The organism is Synechocystis sp. FACHB-908 (assembly GCF_014698595.1).
Classification (GTDB): domain Bacteria; phylum Cyanobacteriota; class Cyanobacteriia; order Cyanobacteriales; family Microcystaceae; genus Synechocystis.
The window spans coordinates 16265-40245 of record NZ_JACJTH010000018.1; the positions used below are offsets into that span (position 1 = coordinate 16265).

At 47.4% G+C, this 23981-nt stretch carries 25 protein-coding genes; 18 read left to right on the forward strand and 7 right to left on the reverse strand.

Annotated features, from left to right (window positions below):
• Nucleotides 1–3: 3 nt before the first annotated feature.
• The 8 genes from H6G46_RS06095 to H6G46_RS06130 all read left to right on the forward strand — a co-directional run bounded on the left by H6G46_RS06095 (nt 4) and on the right by H6G46_RS06130 (nt 10626).
• On the forward strand, nt 4–1680 hold the full coding sequence (locus H6G46_RS06095) for a M14 family metallopeptidase (protein ID WP_010872593.1): 1677 nt from the start codon (nt 4–6) through the stop codon (nt 1678–1680).
• Between the two features lie 199 nt (nt 1681–1879).
• Nucleotides 1880–2143, forward strand: coding sequence for a ribosomal protein L7/L12 (locus H6G46_RS06100; RefSeq protein ID WP_242018667.1), 264 nt, complete (start codon nt 1880–1882; stop codon nt 2141–2143).
• A 74-nt stretch (nt 2144–2217) separates the two neighbouring features.
• Complete coding sequence (locus H6G46_RS06105) at nt 2218–3249, forward strand: extracellular solute-binding protein (RefSeq protein ID WP_010872591.1); 1032 nt, start codon at nt 2218–2220, stop codon at nt 3247–3249.
• Nucleotides 3249–4853, forward strand: a complete 1605-nt coding sequence (locus H6G46_RS06110; RefSeq protein WP_010872590.1) for an iron ABC transporter permease — start codon at nt 3249–3251, stop codon at nt 4851–4853. The genes H6G46_RS06105 and H6G46_RS06110 overlap by 1 nt, the downstream gene beginning before the upstream one ends.
• Nucleotides 4840–5496, forward strand: coding sequence for an ABC transporter ATP-binding protein (locus H6G46_RS06115; RefSeq protein ID WP_010872589.1), 657 nt, complete (start codon nt 4840–4842; stop codon nt 5494–5496). Before H6G46_RS06110 ends, H6G46_RS06115 begins: the two co-directional genes overlap by 14 nt.
• A 20-nt stretch (nt 5497–5516) precedes the next feature.
• Nucleotides 5517–6533 carry a two-component regulator propeller domain-containing protein gene (locus H6G46_RS06120; RefSeq protein ID WP_020861735.1) on the forward strand — a complete coding sequence of 339 codons (1017 nt, stop codon included), beginning with the start codon at nt 5517–5519 and terminating at the stop codon, nt 6531–6533.
• A 644-nt stretch (nt 6534–7177) separates the two neighbouring features.
• On the forward strand, nt 7178–9325 hold the full coding sequence (locus H6G46_RS06125) for a hypothetical protein (RefSeq protein ID WP_242021170.1): 2148 nt from the start codon (nt 7178–7180) through the stop codon (nt 9323–9325).
• Nucleotides 9326–9375: 50 nt separating this feature from the next.
• The gene (locus H6G46_RS06130) at nt 9376–10626 is read left to right on the forward strand and encodes a zinc ribbon domain-containing protein (protein WP_010872586.1); all 1251 of its coding nucleotides are present in this window, start codon (nt 9376–9378) and stop codon (nt 10624–10626) included.
• On the opposite strand, the gene H6G46_RS06135 is transcribed toward H6G46_RS06130, so the two are convergent.
• From H6G46_RS06135 to H6G46_RS06145, 3 genes are all read right to left on the reverse strand, one after another.
• A complete protein-coding gene (locus tag H6G46_RS06135; protein WP_010872585.1) occupies nt 10623–11573 on the reverse strand; it encodes a DUF6861 domain-containing protein in 951 nt (316 codons plus the stop codon). The two genes, H6G46_RS06130 and H6G46_RS06135, sit on opposite strands and share 4 nt — an antisense overlap.
• Nucleotides 11574–11614: 41 nt before the next feature.
• The gene (locus H6G46_RS06140; protein ID WP_010872584.1) at nt 11615–12592 is read right to left on the reverse strand and encodes a zinc ribbon domain-containing protein; all 978 of its coding nucleotides are present in this window, start codon (nt 12590–12592) and stop codon (nt 11615–11617) included.
• A gap of 118 nt (nt 12593–12710) precedes the next feature.
• A complete protein-coding gene (locus H6G46_RS06145) occupies nt 12711–13229 on the reverse strand; it encodes a hypothetical protein (RefSeq protein ID WP_010872583.1) in 519 nt (172 codons plus the stop codon).
• Nucleotides 13230–13812: 583 nt separating this feature from the next.
• Here H6G46_RS06145 and H6G46_RS06150 point away from each other — a divergent pair.
• Nucleotides 13813–14001, forward strand: coding sequence for an NblA/ycf18 family protein (locus H6G46_RS06150; RefSeq protein WP_010872582.1), 189 nt, complete (start codon nt 13813–13815; stop codon nt 13999–14001).
• 86 nt (nt 14002–14087) lie between these two features.
• On the forward strand, nt 14088–14270 hold the full coding sequence (locus H6G46_RS06155) for an NblA/ycf18 family protein (protein ID WP_010872581.1): 183 nt from the start codon (nt 14088–14090) through the stop codon (nt 14268–14270).
• Between the two features lie 216 nt (nt 14271–14486).
• Here the strand turns inward: H6G46_RS06155 and H6G46_RS06160 are convergent, their stop codons facing one another.
• Nucleotides 14487–14807 carry a DUF2605 domain-containing protein gene (locus H6G46_RS06160; RefSeq protein ID WP_010872580.1) on the reverse strand — a complete coding sequence of 107 codons (321 nt, stop codon included), beginning with the start codon at nt 14805–14807 and terminating at the stop codon, nt 14487–14489.
• A gap of 90 nt (nt 14808–14897) precedes the next feature.
• Nucleotides 14898–15497 (reverse strand): hypothetical protein, encoded by a 600-nt coding sequence (locus H6G46_RS06165; protein WP_010872579.1) that lies wholly within the window; start codon nt 15495–15497, stop codon nt 14898–14900.
• A 73-nt stretch (nt 15498–15570) separates the two neighbouring features.
• Between H6G46_RS06165 and galE the strand changes: the two genes are divergently transcribed.
• On the forward strand, nt 15571–16587 hold the full coding sequence (galE, locus tag H6G46_RS06170; protein ID WP_010872578.1) for a UDP-glucose 4-epimerase GalE: 1017 nt from the start codon (nt 15571–15573) through the stop codon (nt 16585–16587).
• Nucleotides 16588–16696: 109 nt separating this feature from the next.
• The gene (gene ychF / locus H6G46_RS06175) at nt 16697–17788 is read left to right on the forward strand and encodes a redox-regulated ATPase YchF (RefSeq protein WP_010872577.1); all 1092 of its coding nucleotides are present in this window, start codon (nt 16697–16699) and stop codon (nt 17786–17788) included.
• A 55-nt stretch (nt 17789–17843) separates the two neighbouring features.
• On the opposite strand, the gene ylqF is transcribed toward ychF, so the two are convergent.
• Nucleotides 17844–18683 carry a ribosome biogenesis GTPase YlqF gene (gene ylqF / locus H6G46_RS06180; RefSeq protein WP_010872576.1) on the reverse strand — a complete coding sequence of 280 codons (840 nt, stop codon included), beginning with the start codon at nt 18681–18683 and terminating at the stop codon, nt 17844–17846.
• Between the two features lie 509 nt (nt 18684–19192).
• Between ylqF and H6G46_RS06185 the strand changes: the two genes are divergently transcribed.
• The 6 genes from H6G46_RS06185 (at nt 19193) to coaBC (ending at nt 23667) form a co-directional block, all read left to right on the forward strand.
• The gene (locus H6G46_RS06185; protein ID WP_010872575.1) at nt 19193–20221 is read left to right on the forward strand and encodes a chlorophyll a/b binding light-harvesting protein; all 1029 of its coding nucleotides are present in this window, start codon (nt 19193–19195) and stop codon (nt 20219–20221) included.
• Between the two features lie 166 nt (nt 20222–20387).
• A complete protein-coding gene (locus tag H6G46_RS06190; RefSeq protein ID WP_143705308.1) occupies nt 20388–20567 on the forward strand; it encodes a hypothetical protein in 180 nt (59 codons plus the stop codon).
• A 58-nt stretch (nt 20568–20625) separates the two neighbouring features.
• Nucleotides 20626–21138, forward strand: coding sequence for a flavodoxin FldA (gene fldA / locus H6G46_RS06195; RefSeq protein WP_010872574.1), 513 nt, complete (start codon nt 20626–20628; stop codon nt 21136–21138).
• A gap of 234 nt (nt 21139–21372) precedes the next feature.
• Nucleotides 21373–22128: an alpha/beta hydrolase gene (locus tag H6G46_RS06200; RefSeq protein WP_010872573.1), complete on the forward strand. Its 756-nt coding sequence runs from the start codon at nt 21373–21375 to the stop codon at nt 22126–22128.
• 66 nt (nt 22129–22194) lie between these two features.
• The gene (locus H6G46_RS06205) at nt 22195–22446 is read left to right on the forward strand and encodes a DUF2555 domain-containing protein (protein WP_010872572.1); all 252 of its coding nucleotides are present in this window, start codon (nt 22195–22197) and stop codon (nt 22444–22446) included.
• Nucleotides 22447–22458: 12 nt separating this feature from the next.
• On the forward strand, nt 22459–23667 hold the full coding sequence (gene coaBC / locus H6G46_RS06210) for a bifunctional phosphopantothenoylcysteine decarboxylase/phosphopantothenate--cysteine ligase CoaBC (RefSeq protein ID WP_010872571.1): 1209 nt from the start codon (nt 22459–22461) through the stop codon (nt 23665–23667).
• 119 nt (nt 23668–23786) lie between these two features.
• On the opposite strand, the gene H6G46_RS06215 is transcribed toward coaBC, so the two are convergent.
• A partial coding sequence (locus H6G46_RS06215) for a transposase (RefSeq protein WP_190759835.1) occupies nt 23787–23981 on the reverse strand: 195 nt, incomplete at its 5' end.

Below are 23981 nucleotides of genomic sequence, written 5' to 3' on the forward strand. Positions count from 1 at the left end.
TCCATGACCGTTTCTCCCTTTGATTTCAGTCACTATTTCACCTACCAGGAAATAGACCAGTTTTTACAACAACTACAAACTAGCTATGGTTCCCTGCTAACGGTGCAAACCATTGGCCAAAGCTATGCCGGCCGGGACATTTGGGTGGCGATCGCCACCAATCAAGCTACGGGGGATTATCGCAATAAACCTGGTTACTGGATCGATGCCAACACCCACGCTGGGGAAGTAACAGGATCGGCCGTGGCCTTGTATTGCCTGCATCAACTGATGACCAAGTATGGGGAAGATGCCCAAATTACCCATTTACTCGACCACTACACCGTTTACGTCCTGCCCCGGCTAGCCATGGATGGAGCGGAGAAATATTTAACCACCCCCTACCTATTGCGCTCCAGTGTGCGACCCTATCCCTACCCCGAAGAAAGAGATGGTCTTTACCCTGAGGATGTCAACGGTGACGGTTTAATTTTACAAATGCGCCTTCTCGATCCCTGCGGTGCCTGGAAAATTTCTGATCAAGATCCCAGGGTAATGATCGGGCGATCGCCAGAGGAATTTGGTGGTGAATATTACACTTTGTTGCCAGAGGGTCTGGTCCGTAACTATGACGGCTACGAATTTGACCTCGCCCCCACCCAGGAAGGACTAGATTTTAACCGCAACTATCCCCACCAATGGGCCCCAGAAGGACAACAACAGGGTGCCGGAGATTTCCCCTTTTCTGAACCGGAAACCAGAGCAGAGGCAGAATTTTGGCAACAGCATCGCAATATTAACGGTTTTATTAGCTACCACACCTATTCAGCGGTGATTCTGCGCCCCTACGCTTCCCAAGCAGATGAAAATTTACCCGTAGAAGACCTAGAGGTGTACAAAATTCTTGGGCAAAAAGGCAAAGAATTGACTGGTTACAATTGCATTTCCGCTTACCACGATTTTCGCTACCATCCCAAGGAAGTCATCTACGGGGTGATGGATGATTATGCCTATGACCACTACGGTTGGTTTGGTTTTACAGTGGAACTTTGGGACGCTCCCACTGCGGCCGGCATTGAAAAAGAAGATTTAATTGAATGGTTCCGTTGGCATCCCCCAGAAGACGATTACAAACTGATGCAATGGAATGACCAAGCGTTGAGCGGCGAGGGTTTTGTCCATTGGCAACCCTTTGACCATCCCCAACTAGGCAAGGTGGAAATTGGCGGTTGGAGTTTTAAAACCATGTGGCAAAATGCTCCAGCTCAGTTTTTACCCGAACTCTGTGAGCAACAGTTTCGCTTTGCCATTACCCATGCCCTCATGGCTCCCCGTTTGGCAGTGGCTAAAGCCGAAATTACTGCCCAAGGAGAAAATATTTACCAAATCACAGTGCAATGGGAAAATCAGGGTTTCTTGCCCACCTACACCAGTCAAAAAGCCCTAGAAAGGAAGGCGGTGCGCCCCATTCAAGTTACTTTGAAAAAAACAGATAGCGTCACTTTAATCACCGGCAAAATTCACCAGGAATTACCTCACTTGGAAGGGCGTTCCAACAAAGCGAAATCTTCCTTAGCCAATGGCATTGATTATCGCCGTCACTTGATTTGGGTAATTAGGGGTAACCCCGGAGAAAAGTTAACCATTACTGCCCAGGCTGAGCGGGCTGGCACGGTTAAAGTAGAATTGACTTTACCCTAGATCTTGTTTGGAAAGCTGTGTTTTGGAGTTGAAATTCCCTCTGCCCTCATTCACAAGGGGAAAATAATTGAAAAATCACTCTTTTTAAGAGAGGTTTAGGGAGATAAATCGTTTGATTTTGAGTTTTCCAACAAACTCCTAGAACGTGAGCAATAGCACATTTTTTAACTAACTTAATAAACAAAAAAAAGAAATGGGCATGACTATAATTTTGATATTGGTAGCGTTAGTAGTGATATTTCTACTAGTAATTTTCCTTCAGACAGGAACACCCACTGCTCCTCGAGATATTACCTATACCAAGGAAATTATTCAGCAATTATCTGCCAGTGAAAAAGAACAAATCATGGTACTGCTAAGGCAAGGCAAGAAAATTGAAGCGATCAAAGTCTGCCGTTCCCTAACTGGTTGTGGGCTAAAAGAAGCTAAAGACACAGTAAAAAAGCTGCTGGAAACTTTCTGATTCTCATCAAATACCCATCACTCTAGGCTTATCTACTTAACCTAGCAGAACCGTTAAAGGAAATTGTTTTGATTATGCTTTTATCAACGAGGAAACAATGGCTACTCACTCTAATTTCTTTACTGGCGATCGCCGTTAATGGCTGTGATCGAACATCTCCTCGGGAAGTAGTGGTCTACGTCTCCGTTGATCGCATTTATGCGGAACCAATTTTAGAAAAGTTTTCTCAGGCAACTGGCATCAAGGTATTGCCGGTTTATGACGTGGAAGCAACTAAAACCACAGGGCTGGCCAATCGTCTGTTACTGGAAAAAAATCGTCCCCAGGCGGATGTCTTTTGGAGTGGGGAGTTTGTGCAAACCCTAATGCTTAAACAACAAAATGTACTTGTGCCCTATACCTCCGCCAGTGGTGAACAGTTGCCAGCCCAATATCGAGATCCCCAAGGTTATTGGTACGGAGTTGGGGGACGAGCGAGGATTTTACTGGCTAACACCGAAAAGCTAGCGGAAAATCAATATCCCCAATCATTAACCGATCTGGTGTCCCTGGCCACTGGAGGCCAACCTGTGGGCATTGCTTATCCCATTTTTGGTACCTCCGCAACCCATGCCGCGGCTCTCTATGCCCATTGGGGAAATGCCCAGGCCGAGCAATTTTATCGTTCTCTCCAGGAAAAGGGAGTGGGGGTGGTGGACGGTAATTCGGTGGTTAGGGATTTGGTTGTTAACGGTCAATTGGCGATCGGGCTGACGGATACCGATGATGCTTGTAGCGCAGTGGCCAAGGGAGAACCAGTGGAGATAATTTTCCCCGATCAAGGGCCAGGACAAATGGGAGCCTTTGTGTTGACTGGCTCTGTGGCATTAATTGCCAACGCTCCCCACCCGGAAGCGGGCCAAGCTCTGGTGGATTTTTTAATCGCTCCCAGTACGGAAGCTGAATTAATTCAACTTGGGGGGAGTCAGTTACCCCTCCATTCCAGTTCTCCAGTTTCCACCTGCCTGGAAAATTTCGTGGTCAAACCGATGGCAGTCAATCCTACCCAGGTATTTGAACAGTTGGAGACTTCTAAGCGTGATTTACAAACTATTTTTGTGCGCTGATGCGATCGCCAACTAGCTTTGGGGGGTACTGGGAAAAATTGGGGTTGGTGGTTTCGGCCCTGGTTATTTTTAGCCCACTGTTGGCCCTGGTCATTGGGGCTTTCATGGGCATAATGGCAGGTCACCTGGATTGGTTGGCGCTAGCATTACCCTGGGGGCGACGGGGACATCTGCTTTGGCAAAGCGTTAAATTGGCCGCAGTCGTGGCGATCGCCGGCACCGTAGTGGGGGCTATGATTGCTTGTTTAGGTTGGCAATACCAGGCCGTCAGACGTTGGCGCTGGTGTCTATTGCCCTTATTATTCATACCGCCCTATATCCATGCCTTGGCCTGGTCTAAGTTAGGGACAGTATTGGGAAAAACTCTAACCCTGGTGGGTATTAATGGGGATATTCTGCCCCCTTGGTGGGGGGGTGCTGGCATTGAATTAATGGCTTGGTTACCTCTGGCGGTGGGTCTGACCCTGATTGGTTTTCTAGCTGTCCCCTTAGACACCATAGAAGCCGCTCGGTTACTAGCCCAGGATGAACAGGTTTTGCAGAAAGTGGTGCTGCCCTTAGCCATGCCTAGTTTTTGGGCCAGTGGTGCATTGCTATTTTTATTGAGCCTCACTGACTACAGCATCCCCTCCCTGTTTGGCGTCAGTTCCTACGCCCTGGAAATTTTTGCTGAATACAGCGCCAGCAACGAACCAATACGGGCTTTTTTCCTTGCCATTCCCCTGCTCCTAATATCTGCCCTAGGAATTATTTCTCTCCAAACTCCCCTACAACAAACTCTACAAAAACGCATCCAATGCCCAGCTTGGCAAATTCCCTGGCAATGGCCCCGGTGGTTACTGGCCTTCCAGGCGATCGCCATGGGTTTAGGCCTGTTCCAGATCATTGTCCCCGTCGGCAGTTTGGCGTTGATCAATTTCCAAGAGGGAGGATATCCCCTCAGCATCCTGGAGTCAGCCTTACCAGAAGCGGGGGTCACCCTCGGATTAGCCAGTTCAACAGCCATTCTTTCCCTGCCTTTGGCCCTGGTCATCAATGTCTCATTACAAAGGGAAAGTCCTTGGCAATGGTTTGTGTGGACACTACTCATTGGTGCCCTAGTTTTACCTGCGCCCCTGGTGGGGGTAGGCTTAATTGCCCTGGGGTATGCCCCTTGGGGTAATCCTTTTTACGGCGGCCTGGCCATGCCTATCCTTGCCCACCTAGCCCGCTTTACCCCCATGGCCGCCCTGATACTTTTTGCCCAACAACGACAATTAGACCCTGGCCTCTGGGACAGTACTTTTTTAGTGCCCGGGCCCCGTTGGCGTATTTGGCTTTATCTGCGTTTTCCCCTTTTACTTCCTGGTCTGTTGGCTGCTGCTGGGGTCGTCTTTGCCTTCAGTGCGGGGGAGTTGGGAGCAACATTGATTGTTATTCCTCCCGGCTATTCCACCTTGACCCTGCGGATTTATAACTATCTACACTACGGTGCTTCCGGGGAAGTGGCCCTTCTTTGTTTGTTCATGGTGGGGGGAGCGGCCATTGTCGGGGGATTCCTATCCATCGTTCTGCTGATGGGTTCATCTTTGCTGAGCCGGGGGAAAAAGTATGATCAGAGTTGAACAGGTGAGCAAAACCTATGGTTCCGTGGCGGTGTTACGGCAACTATGTCTAACTATTCCTCCAGGGGGAAAAACTGCCATTCTTGGCCGTTCCGGTAGCGGTAAAACCACCCTCCTGCGACTGATTGCTGGTCTCGATCGCCTGGATGGAGGAGAAATTTACCTTGGCGATCGCCAGGTTAGTTGTCCCCAGCATTATCTACCGCCCCACCAAAGGGGTATTGGTTTTGTTTTTCAATCTCCGGCTCTCTGGCCCCATCTCACTGTCCAGCAAAACATCGCTTTTGGCCTCGCCCACCTTAGCAAAACAGAGCAACAAGAACGCATTGAGCCATTGTTAGCACGATTAGCTATTGCCCCCCTGATAGATCGCTATCCCCACCAACTATCGGGAGGAGAAGCTAAACGGGTAGCCTTTGCCCGTACCCTAGCTCCCCGGCCGCCTTTTTTACTGTTGGATGAACCCCTTTCCAACCTTGATCAAGGTTTAAAAGAAGAGCTACTAACCTATCTTCAGGATTACTTAGACTTCACCCAGGCTTGTACCCTCTACGTCACCCATGATTTAGCTGAAGCCCAATTTCTAACCTCGGATATTCAGCTTCTCCGGGACGGTCAATTAGTCCCCCATTCCAATCCCTGAGCCCAGGAGGCTTTGTGAAAATGAAACCATGGCGTTTTCTGTTGCTATTGGGCATTTTTGTGATCCTCTCTGTGGAGTTATTGGGTTTAATGCGGCGCAATTTCCAATCCAAAAGACGCCCTGGTTGGCAAATAATTCGTCCCCCCCACGAAGTGTCAGCTCTGGTTTTACAGAATCAAATACTTTGGTCTGGGGGAAAAGATGGCGTGGTGGGTATTGATATCCAAAAGCGAGAAATTGTTAAAACCATCACCTGCGATCCCCCGGTTAATTTTGTCCAGGCTTTAGTTCTTGATCGACAAAACTGGCTCTGGATTGCCCATAACAAAGGACTGAGCTATTACGACGGTCAACGTTGCCAAGCTTATCAATCGGATGATTCCCGCTTCCGTGAACCCATCAATACCCTCTATCTCGATCGCCAGGGGCAGTTGTGGATTGGCACTTGGCAGGGGGCGGCGGTGAAAGAAAAAGCGGGATGGCGTTGGTTAGGAATGGCTGATGGTTTACCAGATTTAATGATTAATCTCATTGCCCAAGACTCTCAGGGGGGGATGTGGTTCGGTTCCTCTGTGGCTCCCCGGGGTGGCCTCAATTATTGTCTTAAGAAAACCTGTCAAAAATTCTCTACCAGCAATGGACTGCCCCATAATAATATTACGAGCCTCTGGATCAAGGACAGCAATAAGGTTTGGGTCGGAACTGGTTTCTTTGACCGAGGCGGAGCGGCCCAACTGGAAGCCAATAACTCTGGCTGGGTAGTCCGAAAAACCTTAACAGCGGCAAACGGATTGGCCGGGGCCAAAGTACGCTCCATTTACCAAGACCGCCAAGGGGTGCTTTGGCTCGGCTCAGAAAATGACGGCCTAGCTCGTTTAGCAGGAGAAAACTGGTTAACCCTGACGGAAGCAGATGGGTTAGCCAACCAAGAGGTAAAAGTCATGCTGGAAGATCAGGCGGGCAACTTTTGGATTGGTACCAAGGACGGCGTTAACTATATTCCTGCTGAACAACTGCTGAAATTAGGAGACAAGTAACCATGGACTTTGTCGAAGCCGAGCAAATGTATTATGATTGGTGTCAGCAGTTGCATGAGCGTCATATTTCAGCAACAGAATTTACTGCTTGGTTAGACCGTCTTCGGGTGCAGGATGCCCAGGGGAACTGGTGGCACATTGAACATCCCGGTGGTATGTGGCTCTGTTGGAATGGCCAAGCTTGGGAACGCAAGAATCCACCTAAAGAAGCAACCGATTCACCGCCAGGAACAGCATTAACCCAACAAATGAAAGAACCCCAAAACTTGGGACAACTCCTCGGCTGGCTCGCCGGTTCGGTACTCAAAGGAATTCCCAAGCAAATAGTTTTAGGAATTTTTCTCATTGTTATTGTTTGGCTGCTTCATCTTTTTCTACTCGTTGTCGTCAATGACGGGTTTAATCTCACTGGTACCAATCCCTGGTTCGATTCCGTTTTAGTATTAGGCGGTGAGGTGATTGCAGGTAGTTTATTCTGGATTTTCACGGGAATACTATTGTCCCAATTAATACACGGTACCCTGGGGCAATATCTTAAAGCGATCACGTCTTTCCCTGCTACAGTCGTCAGTTTTTGCCAACAGAGTAGCCAGTTCAAAGCTCCTATTCTATGGTTGGGCTTTTCCGGGGCGTTGGTATTTGCTTTGTTGTTTGGCAATCTTCTGGTCAGTCTCCAGATTCTGTTATTTACCCTAGTGGCACTCCAGGAATCCACTCACTTTCTCCGCTTAGTGCTCAAACTTAGTTGGCAAGATGCCCAAAAACTGATCCGCAAGGGTAAATCTCTCCACCCTCTGACCTCTGACCAGTGCCAACAACTTCTCTCTGGTATGGCTGTGGGTTTTGGCCTAGCGGCTCTCCTTCTCTGGCTGGCTCCCTCCCTACTGCGACTATTCTTCATCGCGGCGATCGCCGTTACGTTGTGGCAATTCTTTAGCGGAAAGCGGTCAACAACTTCTGCTCTCTCCCTATTTATTATCTTCACTGCGGGGAGTTTGACATTAGGGCAAATGGAACCGGTCTGGGCCGATGACGGCGGTTGGGCTGAATGTGGTCAGAGCCTGCAAACTTGGATTCAATGTGGAGGAACTGACCAAGCTATTTTAAATAGTGGTTTAGCTGGTTTGGCAATTTGGCTCGGATGGATTTTAGGGGGTTTACAAATTCCCTCAGCTTCCATGGCAAGCTCTGGTGTTATTTCCACCACTCCTGGTGCAACAACGTTTCCCCAAGACATTGAATATACCTATCCCGATGGACGGCACACCACCCTTGTCTATGATCCCGAAAAGGGAGGCTACATCAACATCCTCACCGGAGGATTAATTGACCCAAATGAAATCAATGCTTGGCATCAAAATAATCTGAGCACCCATCAGCAAACTGAAGATTGGCGTCGCCGCAACGAATACCTAGAAACAACGGGCCAAGATGCTCAAAGTCAAGCATTGCAGGCGATTAAAGCTGACTATGAAGAACGACAACACCTACTCAATAGAATCAGCCAGATGGAAAAGGATATATTCGAAGGAAAAATGGGATTAGGAGATTTGATGAATCCTGGACAACCAGGAGACGTTATGGCACAACTATCTCGATTAGGAGAGCAAATTGCCTCTGGTGATCCAATTGATAGGCAAAAATTACAGGCTTTGGGAAAACTTTATTCAGATAAAATTTCTGGTCGAATACTCACTGCCAATCAAATACCACAACCTGATATTTGGTTTGACTCTACAGTTGATGCGGCGATGGAAACAACAAAACAGCTTGCCACTGTTAGGGGAGAAGACGGACAATTTTCTTGGTTAAGACTGGCCGGTAGAATTGGCGCTGCTTACTTAACAGGTGGAGCTTCAGAAGCTATTTTGATTCCAACTCAGGCAATTATTAGCTCCAAAGAATATGTGGCTCAAGGAGGAGACAGCATCATAGAAGGAAGTCGTAGAGCAATGGAAACCGCCGCCACATCATTGTATATGGGGGAAATTTTGAATCGAACCATAAGAGCTATAAAACCAATTATTTCTGGTAAGCTGGCTCATCCTCCTCAACAAGCTCCCACTAAACCAACAATCACGCCCCAGCGAACTCCGGCTAAATCAATAATCACGCCCAAGCAAACCCCTACTAAAACAGCAACTACGCCCCAGCGAACTCCAGCTAAATCAACGCCTCCCCCTCAGCAAACCCCTACTAAAACAGCAACCACGCCCCAGCAAACTCCAGCTAAATCAACGCCTCCCCCTCAGCAAACCCCTACTAAAACAGCAACTACGCCCCAGCAAACTAACTCAACTATTCCGAAATATCAAATTCGGCAGAATGTAGTCAATAAAATTCTCAATGAAACAGAAAATTTGAGTCCTGAGCAACGTTTAGAGATTGCTAGCAATTTAAAAAAAGCAAACAAAATAACTGAGGCTGAATACAATGCAATCAAGAACAAAGTTAAACCACAGTTAGAAGGCAGACCAGTTGAAGGTCAAGGTGGTCATGATGATGTTGCTATGACTTCAATGGAGGAGCTTAGTCGTAAAGAGCAAATAAATGTTTGTAAGTACCGACCCAATGGTAACCATGCTGAAATTAACTTTAATGAGGCAGGAGCTTGGGACAAAATTGGCAAAAAAGAAACTTTGTTCACCTACCCTAAAAATAAATCTCCAAATGATATTGTTGCGCAAGATATTGTTATTTATTCGGCAGGAGATAAAATCTTAAAACCAGAACAAATTGCAGCAATGAAAAATAGAATACTTGTTGATCTTCAAGCTGGGCGATTGACTTGAGCTCTTTGTTGTTTTTACGGATTTAACCTATTTATTGGGAGCTATAAATTATGATTGATTTTATTAAAAAAAAAGAATCATTACTTATACCAAGAAAATCTATAAATCTTTTAATATCACATTTTCGTCTACCTTTAAGTATCCTTGGCAAGGTATTTGTAGAGACTGAAGAAAATATAAATCAAGACGACACAAGTGTTGATCAGTGGATCAATTCTTCATCCCCATTAGATCAAGAAATCATCAACTGGATTTCTTTTCTTGCCAATCCATTGTTATTAGCTGATATTCGCATTTATTACCATCAGATAAGTCAACTGCGGACTTGGGCATTGACAGGAAAAATTGAGGATGATGCCCCTTGGTTATTTATTGCCCCAGTCAATGACGGCCAAGATTACAAAATTCAACCCGTTGAGGGGCGTGATGTTCTCGTTAACTCACTCTTCGCTTATATTGAGCCTGGATCACCCATATGGGAGACGGATGTTTCGTTTCAGTGTACTCTCACTGAGTTTTCTGTATTGGTTGCTTTAGTTGATATATATAGTCGTATTCAGTACGCTTCATTGATCCTGCATCAACCAGTTCCCTTGTCAATTTCAATTGAGGATTTACTGCAGGCTTATGACAACGTAACAGAGTATGAAGATCAGCGCTATTTATTTTGGTCAATTATTCATTTCCTTCCTCAAGAACTACAAACAATTGACCAAAGCACTTTTTTAAATACAATCAAAAGATTGACTCAACGTCAATTAATTGAAAGTGATGGCGACAAAATAGCTTGGACAGAAAGTGGGCTATTTCTCATTTCATCTTTACATCGACGTCTTTGTATACTGGCCATCGATCTTCTTGGGTATAATGAAACAAATCTACTTGGTAGGCAAGGGGCTTTGTTAATTCGTGCCGAAAACTCATTATGGTTTTTTGATATTGATCCTTCTCCCAATGGTTTAGTCTCTGTAGTCAGTATTAGCCTTGATAAAGCCTATGAGCTTTTAGATGAGATTTTTACTCCTGTAGGAAAACCACAAATAGATTCTTATTCTCAATCATTAGGAACACAGACTACATCTTCATCTCTCGAGCCTTTGCCTGGAGCCTCAACCCCCAACTATTGCCAAGCTTGTCATCAATCTTTACAGGAAGGAGATAAATTCTGTACCCATTGCGGTACGTCCGTTGCGGTAATGGAACCGCCAAAACCCCAAATCTGTCCCCAATGTGGCCATACTCCTACCGCCGGAGCGAAGTTCTGTGGCAATTGTGGCTTTGTTTTGGGGGTCAAATCCTAATCTTCCCCGGAGATGAATTGCTGCAATTGCGGTAAAACTGCTTTAACGGTTGCTAACATACGATGGGGGACTAAAATGTTGCCGTCAAAACTAGCTGTGATGCTACCCCGGGGGGCGAAGGTTTCGATACGCAACCAGGTCAGAGCACCTTCATCTAGGGTAATCCCTTCAAGGCGATCGCCAATGGTATCAGCTCGAAAATATTGACGGTTATAATAAATTTCCCCTGGAGCTAGCACCACCCAAACAGGCAAATCGGTTCGATACAATTCCCGGTTGGTAGATTGGTTCAAACCAGTGGCTATGGGAACCAATATTTTGCCAAAAATGTATCCGGCCATGGCACCGATCGCCGCCCCTGGCACGGCCCCCACAAAGCCTTCCACAGAACCAAGGACAGTACCGAGCAAAGTTCCCACCCCAGCAAAAAAGGGGACTGCACAGCCGGCCATTTCTTGCATATCCTCGGCGGATTCACTGAATTGAGCCTGTCGAAGCTGTTGCCATTCATCGGGGCTATAACGCCAAAGGATCAATGGCCGCTCACTAAGGATAAATTCCCTCGCCTGGGATACATTGCCCCAAAGCTGTCCAAGAAAAATTAGCAATGTGAATAAAAATAGCAGAAAAACCAGTAGGGCCGCATAGGGCCAATCGTTGGCATCAATGGCCATGCCGAAGATAAAAAGTCCCAGGGGCAGAACCGTCAGCAATCCAAGCACAGGAATTGCGCCCCAAAAAGGATGATTGGTCAAACTGGGTAAATCTTGCCCATTGCCAGAGAAGACCATTTGCTCTGGGGCTGGGGCTTGCACTGTTTGAGCCTGAAAAAGATCCATCGATGGCAAGGATGAATTAAACCGAGTACCGCAAAAGGAACAATAGCGATTTGCGGCATCATTTTCTTGTCCGCAAACGGGACAGATTGGTGACATATTTTTGGGCATGCTCTCTCTCCTTACTTTCGGCTCCTAACCCTAAGCTTCCCCTAGGGAATACTTTGAGTCACCTCCCCGGTTTGGCGATCGACGTTATACCAACCAAACGTAGCTGTATGACCCGGTTCTCCAGGGTTATTAACAGATTCATAAGCCCGAATTAGGTATTGTTGCGGGGTGGTTTCCACAATTTCTAGAAGAGTCTGATTCTGTGGGGCTTCCTGTTGAACTCTCTGCATCCAATCCGCAATCTCCGGCCAAGCAATCAAAAGCTCTAAGGCTTGCCGTTCCGTTAAAACATTTTCATCTATGTTAAGGGAATTATCCCTTGAGTTAGATGGACTATCCAAATCATCAATTCCTTTTACCCTCTGCCCCACTCCCACTTGTAGTTCACTGTTGGGGGGAAGAACAGTAACAATAATCTGGTCTTTATTCTGATTTAGTTCCACTGTTATCGGGATAGTTACACCGTCTTCAACTACACTGCCCTCTAGTTTTCGGCCATTGAGTGTAGGGAATTCCACGCGATCGCCTTCAGCCTCAACAACAATGACATTTCCTTCCAAGCTCATGGTAAAAATAGCTTCCCCGCCTTCCCCCGGCGCCCCTTCCATGACCATCCAGACGCCAACAAAATCTTCTAAACTTACGGCATTGGCATCAACGGGAGCCACCGTCGGAGTAGGGGAAGTAACAACGGGGGAACTGGTATTGGTGGGCAAAATTTTTACTAGCCATTGATTCCATTGGGGCAGATTGAACGCTCCCAACCACCAAAGTCCCCCTAATACAACGACAGAACTAAATAACAGGAAAAAAGGAATCCAAGGAGTTACCCCTCTTTTATGGGATGGAACTTCATCGACATTAAAGGTGGGAGGGGGAGGAGGCAATGGGGACAATGGTGGTCCAGAAAAGGAAGGTGGCTCCGACGTCAAGGCAACGGGACATCCACAGGATTCACAGAAACGAACCTGGGGGCTAAGGCGGTTGCCACAATTAGTACAAAAAACGGGAGTAGTCATAGGTGAAAACCCCGACTATAGAATTAGAAAAATTTAACTTTTTATCCGAATTTTATTCGTCCATGTTCCCCAAATAACTATCAAAATAATTGGAAAAATTAAATTATTTGGTCGTTGGTCACCGCTCCCTAAAGACCTGGCCATTGTAAAGACAGCGAATGTGAATTTGCGGTTTGGTTTGCATATTCCAAATGCAATTTTCTTCCGCTTGTTGGAACGTATAACCTTGGGCGTCGGCGCCAGACACTAATTCCCCATCAAAATATAGTTCATACCCAGGAGAGTTACTAGGAGGGCGATCACCGAAGACCTGGCCATTGTAGAGACAGCGGATATGCATTTGCGGTTTAGTTTGCATATTCCAAGTACAATTTTCTTTCGCTTGTTGGGATGTATAACCCTGGGCGTCGGGGCCAGACACTAATTCCCCATCAAAATATAATTGATAGCCCTGAGCACCAGAAGAATCTGGGGAAGAACCGCAGGTAAGATCAAGTTTGCGGCAATTTCCCGCCTGATCGCATTCCCACTGGGGACAAATCTCCTGATCTTCATCAAAGGGAGAAGACCAAACAACATTGGGCACGAGAGTTAGTAAGGCAGTGGCAATTAATAGAGGCTTATGGTTGATTCGCATTGTTTTGCTCCTGAAATTTTCGGCAAATACAAATACTTCGCTCTTCTAGCCCTATTAACCATTTTAACGACAAATTGATGGGGCAACGATTAACAAATAATGAATAAATTTTATGTTTTTCAAGATGAAAATTTGAAAATTTGATTTCCTTATATTTCTACTATAGAAGACTAATACAATTAGATCTAAAATTTGCAAGTATAAAAATCAGCAAATAGTTATATTGTTAATAATTCAATGACCCAATAACTCGTACTGTTATCTACGTGGTGAAAGCCAAAAAGACGAACAGTTTAGCCTCCTCCTCCTCGGCGATCGCCAAGCGAAATGTCATGGGAGATGTTCAGATTGAGCATTTTTTTCTAAAAGCCCTTGCTAAAACAAACCACATGTGCAGGGTGTCCCCGATGTTGACTAAATTCAGCGGACTTAAAACCTATTTTTTCCCTGGGTTGCTAGGTTTGCCCCCCGTTTTGGGCAAGCTTGTATAAGCAGATACTGTTAATTGGGTCAACTTTTTGTTACATTTATTTACAATTGATTGTTTACAATTGAAAGGTAGTCGCCTTGGAGGGCAACAGCTATGAAACCTGAATCCTTCGATCTCACCATTGAACAAATGTTTGAGTTCCGTCGCATGCAGGATGCCACCGCCAACATCAGCCAGGAGCAAGCCCTGGAACTTTTGGTCCAAGCCTCTCGACTGTTGATGATTAAATCCAACGTCATCCGGGACTTAATGCGCCAGGCTCCCCTGGAGCCCCTAGGTTAAGCACAGGCAGGCAAAAAAATTAGCTTGCTGTCTTAGCCATTAGTTACAATTTTTGACCGCCCCATTTTTTCAGGAGTGCGATCGCCATGATCAACAACGAAGCCTTTAACCTATCCTTAGAGCAGAAATTTCAACTGCAGTGTTTGCAACAGGAATATCAAGAACTAGACCGGGAGCAGACCGTTAACTATTTACTAGAAACCATGCAACAAATCATGGTGCGGGATAACCTGATCCGGGATTTGATGAAAAATTCACTCCTCCCCTAGCACAACTCTAGGTTTAGGCATCAAGCAAGGCTCTAACGGAAACCTTCGACAAAATTAAACGATCTGACCACCTTGCTTGACCGGCCAGAGAGCATCTTAATCATTGACGATGACTGTCAACAATTATCGAAAATCAACAACCCCTACTCCTCACAGTTGATTGTATGTTGTTACCCACTGTCATTCGTTTTTATTGCTTTCCTCTCTCTTTCCTTTCTAGCGGGCAGCCTGCATCTGGCGATGGCGCTGGGCTACCTGCCAACATTCCGTCACCAAATTGTGCCAGGGGACCAGGACACTAAACTCAACCCCCACCTGTTCCCCGGTGGCTTGGAACATTAATTTAGTACACTTTACTTCATCCCGTGCCTGTCGTACCCGGTCCAGTAACTCTTGTTGTTGCTCTGGGGTGAAAAAGACTAAACGCTGGCTTTCTAGTAGCTGGCAGGAGCGGCTAAACCAGTGCTCAAAATCTCCCAACAGGGGCTCTAAGATAGTTTTGAGCAGTTCTTTTTCGTCTGGTTGGGGATTGATCATGGTAGTGAAACTAGTCTTAGTCAAATGTTAAATAAAGTTTTCTGAGAATATTCTTTACATTTGTTTATATTTTAACCGGAATTGTTCAGATTATGCCAGGGGAGGGCTACTCCAAAGCAATAGGACGATCGCCAACTGACTGCCCCAAAGTAAGAAGGTAAATAGGAGTAGTAATAAATACATCCAGGGTTGGGAAAGGGGGCGCACATCCTGGGTGTCAATGCCCGTATGGTCGCTCACCAGTTGAGTTAGCCGATTAAAGCCCGCCACCCGCATGGGTAGCAGATAGGCCCTATCTTTCGACTCTGTGAGGAAATAGTAAACCAAGCCCCCCTGGCCTGTGGTGCGACATTTCAATGCGGTGACATCTGCCCAAGATAATTGCCAACCGGACCGAAAAAATTTGGGTACCCAGCGGGGATAACGCACCGCAATTCCCTCTCCATTCAGCACCACCTGTTCCGCCAAGGCAGCTACTAAAGCAACTAAGCCTCCCATCAGTCCAACGGTTAACAATAGGGTAAGTAATGCATTTCCTTGGGTGAGTTGGGCCAAAATGGGCAGGGGAACTGTCAGAGCTAGGTAGAGATTGACCAGGGTGATTTTAATCAGGGGAGAAAGGGGAAATACGTCCCGGCGGTCATTAACAAGGGCATTAGAGGGGGATGGTTGGGAAAAAGTAGATGGCATAAAAAGCTAAGGTCAAGCAAGGTTAAGAATGGTATGCTCTAGGCGAGGCAACAGCTTGGGTTAATAGTCGACAATGGCCACGCAACAAACAATTTTGGTCACCGGAGGGGCGGGTTACATCGGCTCCCATGGGGTGCTTGCCCTACAACAGGCGGGCTTTGACGTCCTTATCTACGATAACCTCAGCTACGGTCACAAGGAACTAGTGCAACCCCTGGGGGTGGAATTGGTAGTCGGCCATACTGGCGATCGCCAAAAACTAGACCAACTTTTTGCCACTAGGAATATTGCTGCTGTCATGCATTTTGCCGCCTTCATCGCCGTGGGAGAATCGGTGCAAAAGCCGGACATTTATTACCAAAACAACGTAGTGGGTACTCTCACCCTCCTGGAAGCCATGCTAGCGGCGGGCATTAAGAAATTTGTCTTTTCCTCCACCTGTGCGGTCTATGGCATGCCGAAGGAAATTCCCATGACGGAAAGCCATCCCATTGATCCCCTCAGTCCCTATGCCGCCAGCAAACGCATGGTGGAACAAATTTTGGCTGACTTTGACCAAGCTTACGGCTTCAAATCAGTTATTTTTCGCTACTTTAATGCTTCCGGCGCAGACCCCCAAGGACGCTTAGGAGAAGACCATAACCCCGAAACCCATCTAATTCCCCTGGCCCTGTTGACAGCTTTGAAACAACGTCCCCAACTTTCCGTTTTTGGTACTGATTATGACACCCTCGACGGCACCGCCTTACGGGATTACATCCATGTCTGTGACCTGGCGATCGCCCATGTATTAGGCTTGCAATACCTGCTAGAAGGAGGGGAAAGCAATATCTTTAACCTCGGTAATGGCAACGGCTTTTCCGTGCGTCAAGTAATTGAAGTTGCCAAAGCGGTGACGGGATTAGATATTCCCTATCAGCTATGTCCCCGCCGTCCCGGTGATGCCCCCATCCTGGTCGGTAGTAGTGCTAAAGCGCGGGAAATCCTTGGCTGGAATCCCCAGTACCCTGACTTACATACCATCATTGACCATGCCTGGCAGTGGCACCAAAGGCGCCATGGAGATTACAAAAAAAGCAATAAAATTTGAAGAGTTTGAAAACCGCAGGATAAAGCCAGTGTGATGTGGTGCCCACCTGATTTTGGTACGATGGGAGACTGTTTTGCCCCCCTAATCATCCTCAAAATAGTTAGACATTATGCTTAGAGCTGGAATTGTTGGTCTGCCCAATGTGGGAAAATCTACCCTCTTTAACGCCCTGGTGGCCAATGCCAAGGCTGAAGCGGCCAACTTTCCCTTCTGCACCATTGAACCCAATGTGGGGGTGGTGTCTGTGCCGGACGATCGCCTAGGGAAATTGGCGGAGATTTCCCAATCGGTCAAGGTAGTGCCCACCCGGATGGAATTTGTCGATATTGCCGGTTTGGTGGCAGGGGCCAGCAAAGGGGAAGGCCTGGGAAACCAATTCTTGGCCAATATCCGGGAAGTGGATGCCATTGTCCATGTGGTGCGCTGTTTTGATGACGATGACATTATCCATGTGTCAGGTTCTGTCGACCCGGTGCGGGATGTGGAAGTAATTGATTTGGAGTTGGTGCTGGCGGATTTAGCCCAGGTGGAAAAACGTTTAGAACGCAGTCGCAAGCAAGCCCGGGGCAATAAGGATTTGTTGGAAGAAGTGGCCATTTTGGAAAGATTGGTCGCCGCCCTCAATGAGGGTATTCCAGCCCGACGGGTAGGATTAACAGCCGAAGAACAGGAATTAATCAAGTCCCTGGGTTTACTGACCCTTAAACCGATTATCTATGCCACCAATGTCACAGAGGATGATTTGGCCGGGGGCAATGATTGGGTGGAACAGGTCAAGGCGATCGCCGCTAAGGATGAAGCCAAAGTGGTGGTGATTTCGGCCCAGGTGGAATCGGAACTGGTTGAATTACCGGAGGAGGAGCGGCAGGACTTTTTGGCTAGCTTAGGCGTGACGGAAGGGGGATTGAAATCCCTTATTCGAGCTACCTATGAATTACTGGGGCTACGCACTTACCTGACCACGGGCCCCCAGGAAACCCGAGCCTGGACCATCATCAGCGGCATGAAAGCTCCCCAAGCGGCCGGGGTAATTCACACCGATTTTGAACGGGGTTTTATCCGAGCGGAAACCGTGGCCTATGAAGATTTAATTAGCTGTGGCAGTATGCAGGGAGCCAAGGAAAAGGGATTAGTCCGCAGTGAAGGCAAAGAATATGTGGTACAGGAGGGGGATGTGCTGCTCTTCCGCTTCAACGTTTAAAGTAGTGAAGGTTATCCGAGGAAAACATTAATCCTATCCCTAGGCCGATTCTGGTCTAAACCTCTGGGGGCAATTCCAATGGCAGGGGGCCCAGTAGTCCTTTGCGGAAATCGTTCAGCAATTGTACTGCGGCCCTTTCCCGATCGCCGTTATGACGGGCATCAGCTAGGGCGATTAAATATAAATCCCCATTCATAGCTTCCGGCGGCACTTGGTAACGTTGCGTCAACGCCTCCCCCAGGGATAAATCTAGCAACAGATCCACCATGGCGATCGCCACCGCCTGATTTTCGTAGGCCGCCTCACCAATATCTTCACAAATGGCCAGCTTGAGGGCATTGGCCTGATTTTCCAGCTTGAGGGGAATGACCCCAGGGGAATCAAGCAATTCCAAACTGTCGGAAATGCGAATCCACCGTAACTGTCTGGTCACCCCCGCCCGTCGGGCACTCTCTACCACCTTACGCCCTAAAAGTCGGTTAATTAATGCAGATTTACCTACGTTAGGGAAGCCCATCACCACTGCTCGCACTGGCCGTGGTTGCATACCCCGTCGTTGCCTTCTTTCATTAACCGCCTTACCAGCTTGCTGGGCCGCTTTACTAATGGCCTTAACCCCGGTGCCCTGCTTGGCATTGGCGTAATACACCGTTTGATTTTGCTGGCGGAACCACGTTAACCACTGCTCTTGCAACTCCGGCGTGATCATGTCCACCCGGTTGAGAATGATTAATTTGGGCTTTTCTCCCACCCAGAGGGGCACATCGGGATGCTGGGACGCTAGTGGAATGCGGGCATCAATTACTTCCAGCACCACGTCAACTTTGTTTAACTGCTCCCGGAGTTGTCTTTCCGCTTTGGCAATGTGCCCGGGATACCATTGGATTAAAGCCATGAGTTGTTCACTTTTTTACTGACGAGGGCTTCCGGAGGCCACGCTCCCACCCATAACAGCTTGCCACATCCCCGTCGGAAGTTACGTTACCCTTGGGCGATCGCCAAAAATCAGCATATATACACCAATTCTAAATAAGATCTTTTACACCGCTACTGCAATCAACCTCATCAACAAAATTCCCCTCTAGCATCCCTGGAGGCAAATCCTCACCTGGCCATGGGTTCAACCCTGCTTAACATTTCTTAATAATTTTAGTTGCTATAAATTCTCATTTATGCCCCTATAATAATTCGGGAGTAAGTGCTAAAGATTCTCAACTGCTCCATCAGTGGTTTGAGCTTAGTCCTAGGGAAAGATTGGCGATCGCCGTTGTGGTTAAGCCAGAATAGGTCTCGGGTGGACAGAGAACGCTTTATTCTTTGCCTCCATGGCGGCATCCCACCTAGGTTTCTCGGCACTTATTGCCATAATTTATTATTTGTCGTCTCAATTAAGGAGGCAATTCTGTGCAAACCTATGGCAACGACACCGTTCAGTACGAATGGTGGGCCGGCAATGCCCGTTTCGCTGATCAGTCTGGGCTTTTTATTGCGGCCCATGTGGCCCAGGCGGCTTTAACAGCATTTTGGGCCGGAGCCTTTACCCTGTTTGAAATTTCCCGATTTGATCCCACCCAGGCCATGGGAGACCAGGGATTAATTCTACTGCCCCATTTGGCTACCCTCGGTTGGGGTGTGGGCGATGGCGGACAAATTGTGGATACCTATCCCTACTTTGTCATTGGTAGTATTCACCTGATTGCTTCAGCGGTACTGGGGGCTGGGGCTTTGTTTCATACCCTGCGGGCCCCCGCTGACCTCAGTACCCTTAAGGGCCAGGGCAAAAAATTCCATTTCACGTGGGAAAACCCCCAGCAACTAGGGATAATTTTGGGTCATCATCTCCTGTTCCTGGGGGCCGGAGCTCTACTGTTGGCAGGCAAAGCCATGTATTGGGGGGGATTGTACGACGCCACCACCCAAACGGTGCGCCTAGTCAGTCAGCCAACATTAGATCCTTTGGTTATTTATGGTTATCAAACCCATTTTGCCAGCATCAGTAGCCTAGAAGATCTGGTGGGGGGACATATTTTTGTCGGTTTTCTGCTCATCGGTGGAGGCATTTGGCACATTCTGGTGCCCCCTCTGGGTTGGGCTAAAAAAGTTCTGCTCTTTTCCGGGGAAGCCATTTTGTCCTATTCCCTGGGGGGCATTGCCCTAGCTGGATTTGTGGCGGCCTATTTCTGTGCAGTCAACACCCTGGCCTATCCGCCAGAATTTTACGGCCCGCCTTTGGCAATTAAATTGGGCATTTTTCCCTATTTTGCCGATACGGTGGAACTGCCCATGCATGCCCACACCAGCCGGGCTTGGTTAGCCAACGCTCACTTCTTCCTGGCCTTTTTCTTCCTCCAAGGCCACCTCTGGCACGCACTGCGGGCTTTGGGTTTTGACTTCAAACGGGTCGAACAAGCGTTTGATTCCTTGCAAACCTAGTCATTAGCCATCAGCTTTTCCTCTCTTAAGCAAGCATCGGGGTTTACTTTGCCTAGCTCTGCCAGCCTGAAATTAAGACTCCATTGCTAAGTAACGGTAAACCTCTTTTCTTTTTATTACCTTGCCTAAGTTAATGAATTTTCACTCTCCCATTGCCTAAAAAATTATGGATCATCCTCACACTTGTTTGTGCTGTTGCCATTGTCTTTTGCGGCATTTACACCAAGGAAATTTAGTTTGGTATTGCTGTCAGTGTCGCCAGATGCAGGCGATCGCCAACGATGGCATCAGTCCCCTTTCCTTCAACACTTCGGAACTACTAAACCAAGCCCTACTTAACGGTTAAGGGTTTCCCAAAATTATTTCCACGAAAACAAATTAAGCTTAGTAACTTTCCAGTAATCATGACAAAAATTGGACTTTTTTACGGTACTCAAACCGGCAACACTGAAACCATTGCTGAACTGATTCAAAAAGAAATGGGCGGCGATAGTGTGGTCGATATGATGGATATATCCCAGGCTGATGTTGATGATTTTAGGCAATATAGTTGCCTGATTATCGGTTGTCCCACCTGGAATGTGGGGGAACTCCAGAGTGATTGGGAAGGCTTTTATGACCAATTAGACGAAATTGATTTTAATGGCAAAAAAGTAGCCTATTTTGGTGCTGGCGATCAGGTTGGTTATGCAGATAATTTTCAAGACGCCATGGGCATTTTAGAAGAAAAAATCAGTGGATTAGGCGGTAAAACAGTGGGGTTTTGGCCCACCGCTGGCTATGATTTTGACGAATCAAAAGCGGTGAAAAATGGGAAATTTGTTGGTTTAGCTTTGGACGAAGATAATCAGCCAGAGTTAACAGAATTAAGAGTAAAGACATGGGTAAGTGAAATTAAACCAATTTTGCAATCCTAGGTAACCTAAGCTTTTGCCGGCTGATCACTACCAAGATCCCAATAGTTCATTGACACTGGCAATAATTAATGTTGCTTGAACTTATCTTGAAAATCTGATCTTTTGTCAGGGTTGTTTCTAGCTCTGCCCGGTTTTGATCAACCTGCAAATAATGCTGACTCGAATAATTTACTTGCTACTCCTCACTTCATTTAATTTTTTGTCTAAGAATCTCCCCCCAGCCGGACTCCTACCATGACAAACCAGAATATGCCCCCGGAAACACCTATCATTTGGCTTAATTTTAGTCCTGCTCTGCGGCGTTTTGATCGTCCTCTACTACGACAATTAGGCAAAAGTCAGGCTATTTTGCAATGGGATTATCATCAAACTGCTGACGAACCCAATTGTCTAACAGTGGGATTAGATTTAATCGGAGAATACCTGGAAAATTTTCACCAACCTGTCCATTTAATTGGTCATAGCACCAGTGGATTGTTAGCTTTATTGTACGCCCGACAATGTCCCGAAAAAGTCCGTTCCCTCTCCCTACTCTCCGTTGGTGTATATCCTGCCCTCGACTGGCAAGCCCATTATTACAGCCAATTTGATGCCATGCGTTACAGCCGTCATTTGCTCCTTGGTCAAATGGCCCACCATCTATTTAATTGTCGTTCCCTACGTCAAACCCAAACCATTGTTAATATTTTGGAAAATGATCTATTAACTTCCATTTCTCCCCATAGTTTGTATAAGCAATTAATTATTTTGCCCAACCACATTGCTGTGCCCCTCTTGGTGGCGGTGGGAGAAACAGATGGCATCATTGACACCAGTTTATTTAATGGTTGGCAACGCTGGAAAAAGCCTGGCGATCGCCTTTGGTTATGTCCTGAAGGAAAATACTTTTTTCAGTTTGAGCATCCAGAGATAACCGCATTTCAACTACAACAATTTTGGCGATCGCTCCAAGGGCAGGAAGCCTCTTCTTCCACTTCTTTGCTGGCTTAGGTTGGCCCAGTTTAGCCCCGGTTTGCTCTATTCTCTTGGTTGCAACCAACGCAGAGACTATAAAATGTGAGTTGCCGACGGTTGTCAACTTCAGGAGTATTGTCCATGTCCGTCCAAAACCTGAGCAAACAAGATGTAGCTGCACTCACTGCCGAGGATGTGGCCCAATTGGCCCAACGGCTGGAAAACGATGATTACACCGATGCTTTTGAAGGGCTGAGGGATTGGCATCTCCTACGGGCGATCGCCTTTCAGCGGGAAGACTTGGCGGAACCCTATCTTTACCTGCTGGATAATGAGACCTATGACGAAGCTTAAATTTAATCGCCCATGGTAAAGGGGAAACGCATCCTAATCGGGGTGGGTGGCGGCATTGCGGCCTATAAAATCTGTGAGGTGGTGTCCCAACTATTCCAGCAAGGGGCGGAGGTGCGGGTAATCCTCACTGCCGAAGCCGAAAAATTTGTTACTCCCTTGACCTTTACCACCCTGGCTCGCCATCCCGCTTACGGCGACGCAGATTTTTGGCAGCCCATACATCACCGTCCCCTCCATATTGACCTGGGGGAATGGGCGGATATTTTCCTGATTGCTCCCCTCACGGCCCACACTTTGGCGAAACTAGGCCATGGTTTTGCCGATGATCTACTCAGCAATACGGTGTTAGCCTCCAGTTGTCCGATCCTTTTAGCCCCCGCCATGAATACGGATATGTGGGAGCAGGAAGCGGTGCAAAGGAATTTACAACAATTGCTGGGCGATCGCCGTTATCATCTGTTAGCCCCCAATGGGGGACTGTTGGCCTGTGACCGGCGGGGAGTGGGGCGTTTGGCGGAACCGGCGCAAATTATGCATCGACTGCAAGCACTGCTGTTCACCGGAGGTCAGGAAGATTTACGGGGTAAAAGGATTCTTATCACCGCTGGGGGCACCCAGGAATATCTCGATGCAGTGCGGTTTATTGGTAATCCGTCCACCGGAAAAATGGGTTTAGCTCTGGCCCAGTCGGCCGGCGATCGGGGGGCAAGGGTGACTCTCATCCATGGCCCCATAGGGGATTTGCCCATACCCATGGGAGTAATCAGTATGGCGGTGGTCAACGCCGAGCAAATGGAGCAAGCCTTGGCCCAACAAGCTCCCTTGGCGGATTGGATTGTGATGGCCGCCGCTGTGGCCGATGTTAAACCGGCTCAAACATGGACAGGCAAAATAGCTAAACAGGATTTACCCGACAGTTTGCCGTTGGCTCCGGTACCGGATTTAATTGCCCAGGTGAGCAAACAAAAACGGCCCCATCAATTGCTAGTAGGTTTTGCTGCCCAAGCGGGAGATATTGTTACCCCAGCCAAAGAAAAGTTGCAGAGGAAAAATCTAGATGTAATTGTTGCCAATCCCATTGATCAGCCCCAATCAGGCTTTGGCACCGACAGTAATCAAGCGGTAATTATTGACCGCCACGGTTCCCAAACGGCGATCGCCCCTTGTTCAAAGCTGGCCATGGCCCACCGCATTTGGCAATATCTGTTGGAACGGATTTGAAAAGCCCCCCTGACCCCCCAAATTTGGGGGGAAACACAGTCAAAGTCCCCCAGTATTGAGGGATTTAGGGGGCAAAATAAGACTTTGCAAACAGGCTCTTAGAAAGTGTTTGAAAAGTTTTAAGCAAGCCTTTGAAGGATGAGATGAACCATGGCACCATAGAGCATGGTCTCACTGGTGGTAGGTAAATATTCATAATCCTTGCTTAAACGACGATAACGACCAAACCAAGCAAAAGTGCGCTCGACTACCCAACGGCGGGGTAGGACTTCAAAGCCTTTTTGTCCCTGCTTTTTGCTGACCACATTCAAGGT

What these genes read in the sequence shown, in the direction of transcription:
- H6G46_RS06095 (WP_010872593.1), top strand. Translation starts at nt 4, where the DNA reads ATGACCGTTTCTCCCTTTGATTTCAGTCACTATTTCACCTACCAGGAA.
- H6G46_RS06100 (WP_242018667.1), top strand. Translation starts at nt 1,880, where the DNA reads ATGACTATAATTTTGATATTGGTAGCGTTAGTAGTGATATTTCTACTA.
- H6G46_RS06105 (WP_010872591.1), top strand. Translation starts at nt 2,218, where the DNA reads ATGCTTTTATCAACGAGGAAACAATGGCTACTCACTCTAATTTCTTTA.
- H6G46_RS06110 (WP_010872590.1), top strand. Translation starts at nt 3,249, where the DNA reads ATGCGATCGCCAACTAGCTTTGGGGGGTACTGGGAAAAATTGGGGTTG.
- H6G46_RS06115 (WP_010872589.1), top strand. Translation starts at nt 4,840, where the DNA reads ATGATCAGAGTTGAACAGGTGAGCAAAACCTATGGTTCCGTGGCGGTG.
- H6G46_RS06120 (WP_020861735.1), top strand. Translation starts at nt 5,517, where the DNA reads ATGAAACCATGGCGTTTTCTGTTGCTATTGGGCATTTTTGTGATCCTC.
- H6G46_RS06130 (WP_010872586.1), top strand. Translation starts at nt 9,376, where the DNA reads ATGATTGATTTTATTAAAAAAAAAGAATCATTACTTATACCAAGAAAA.
- H6G46_RS06135 (WP_010872585.1), bottom strand. Translation starts at nt 11,573, where the DNA reads ATGCCCAAAAATATGTCACCAATCTGTCCCGTTTGCGGACAAGAAAAT.
- H6G46_RS06140 (WP_010872584.1), bottom strand. Translation starts at nt 12,592, where the DNA reads ATGACTACTCCCGTTTTTTGTACTAATTGTGGCAACCGCCTTAGCCCC.
- H6G46_RS06145 (WP_010872583.1), bottom strand. Translation starts at nt 13,229, where the DNA reads ATGCGAATCAACCATAAGCCTCTATTAATTGCCACTGCCTTACTAACT.
- H6G46_RS06150 (WP_010872582.1), top strand. Translation starts at nt 13,813, where the DNA reads ATGAAACCTGAATCCTTCGATCTCACCATTGAACAAATGTTTGAGTTC.
- H6G46_RS06155 (WP_010872581.1), top strand. Translation starts at nt 14,088, where the DNA reads ATGATCAACAACGAAGCCTTTAACCTATCCTTAGAGCAGAAATTTCAA.
- H6G46_RS06160 (WP_010872580.1), bottom strand. Translation starts at nt 14,807, where the DNA reads ATGATCAATCCCCAACCAGACGAAAAAGAACTGCTCAAAACTATCTTA.
- H6G46_RS06165 (WP_010872579.1), bottom strand. Translation starts at nt 15,497, where the DNA reads ATGCCATCTACTTTTTCCCAACCATCCCCCTCTAATGCCCTTGTTAAT.
- galE (WP_010872578.1), top strand. Translation starts at nt 15,571, where the DNA reads ATGGCCACGCAACAAACAATTTTGGTCACCGGAGGGGCGGGTTACATC.
- ychF (WP_010872577.1), top strand. Translation starts at nt 16,697, where the DNA reads ATGCTTAGAGCTGGAATTGTTGGTCTGCCCAATGTGGGAAAATCTACC.
- ylqF (WP_010872576.1), bottom strand. Translation starts at nt 18,683, where the DNA reads ATGGCTTTAATCCAATGGTATCCCGGGCACATTGCCAAAGCGGAAAGA.
- H6G46_RS06190 (WP_143705308.1), top strand. Translation starts at nt 20,388, where the DNA reads ATGGATCATCCTCACACTTGTTTGTGCTGTTGCCATTGTCTTTTGCGG.
- fldA (WP_010872574.1), top strand. Translation starts at nt 20,626, where the DNA reads ATGACAAAAATTGGACTTTTTTACGGTACTCAAACCGGCAACACTGAA.
- H6G46_RS06200 (WP_010872573.1), top strand. Translation starts at nt 21,373, where the DNA reads ATGACAAACCAGAATATGCCCCCGGAAACACCTATCATTTGGCTTAAT.
- coaBC (WP_010872571.1), top strand. Translation starts at nt 22,459, where the DNA reads ATGGTAAAGGGGAAACGCATCCTAATCGGGGTGGGTGGCGGCATTGCG.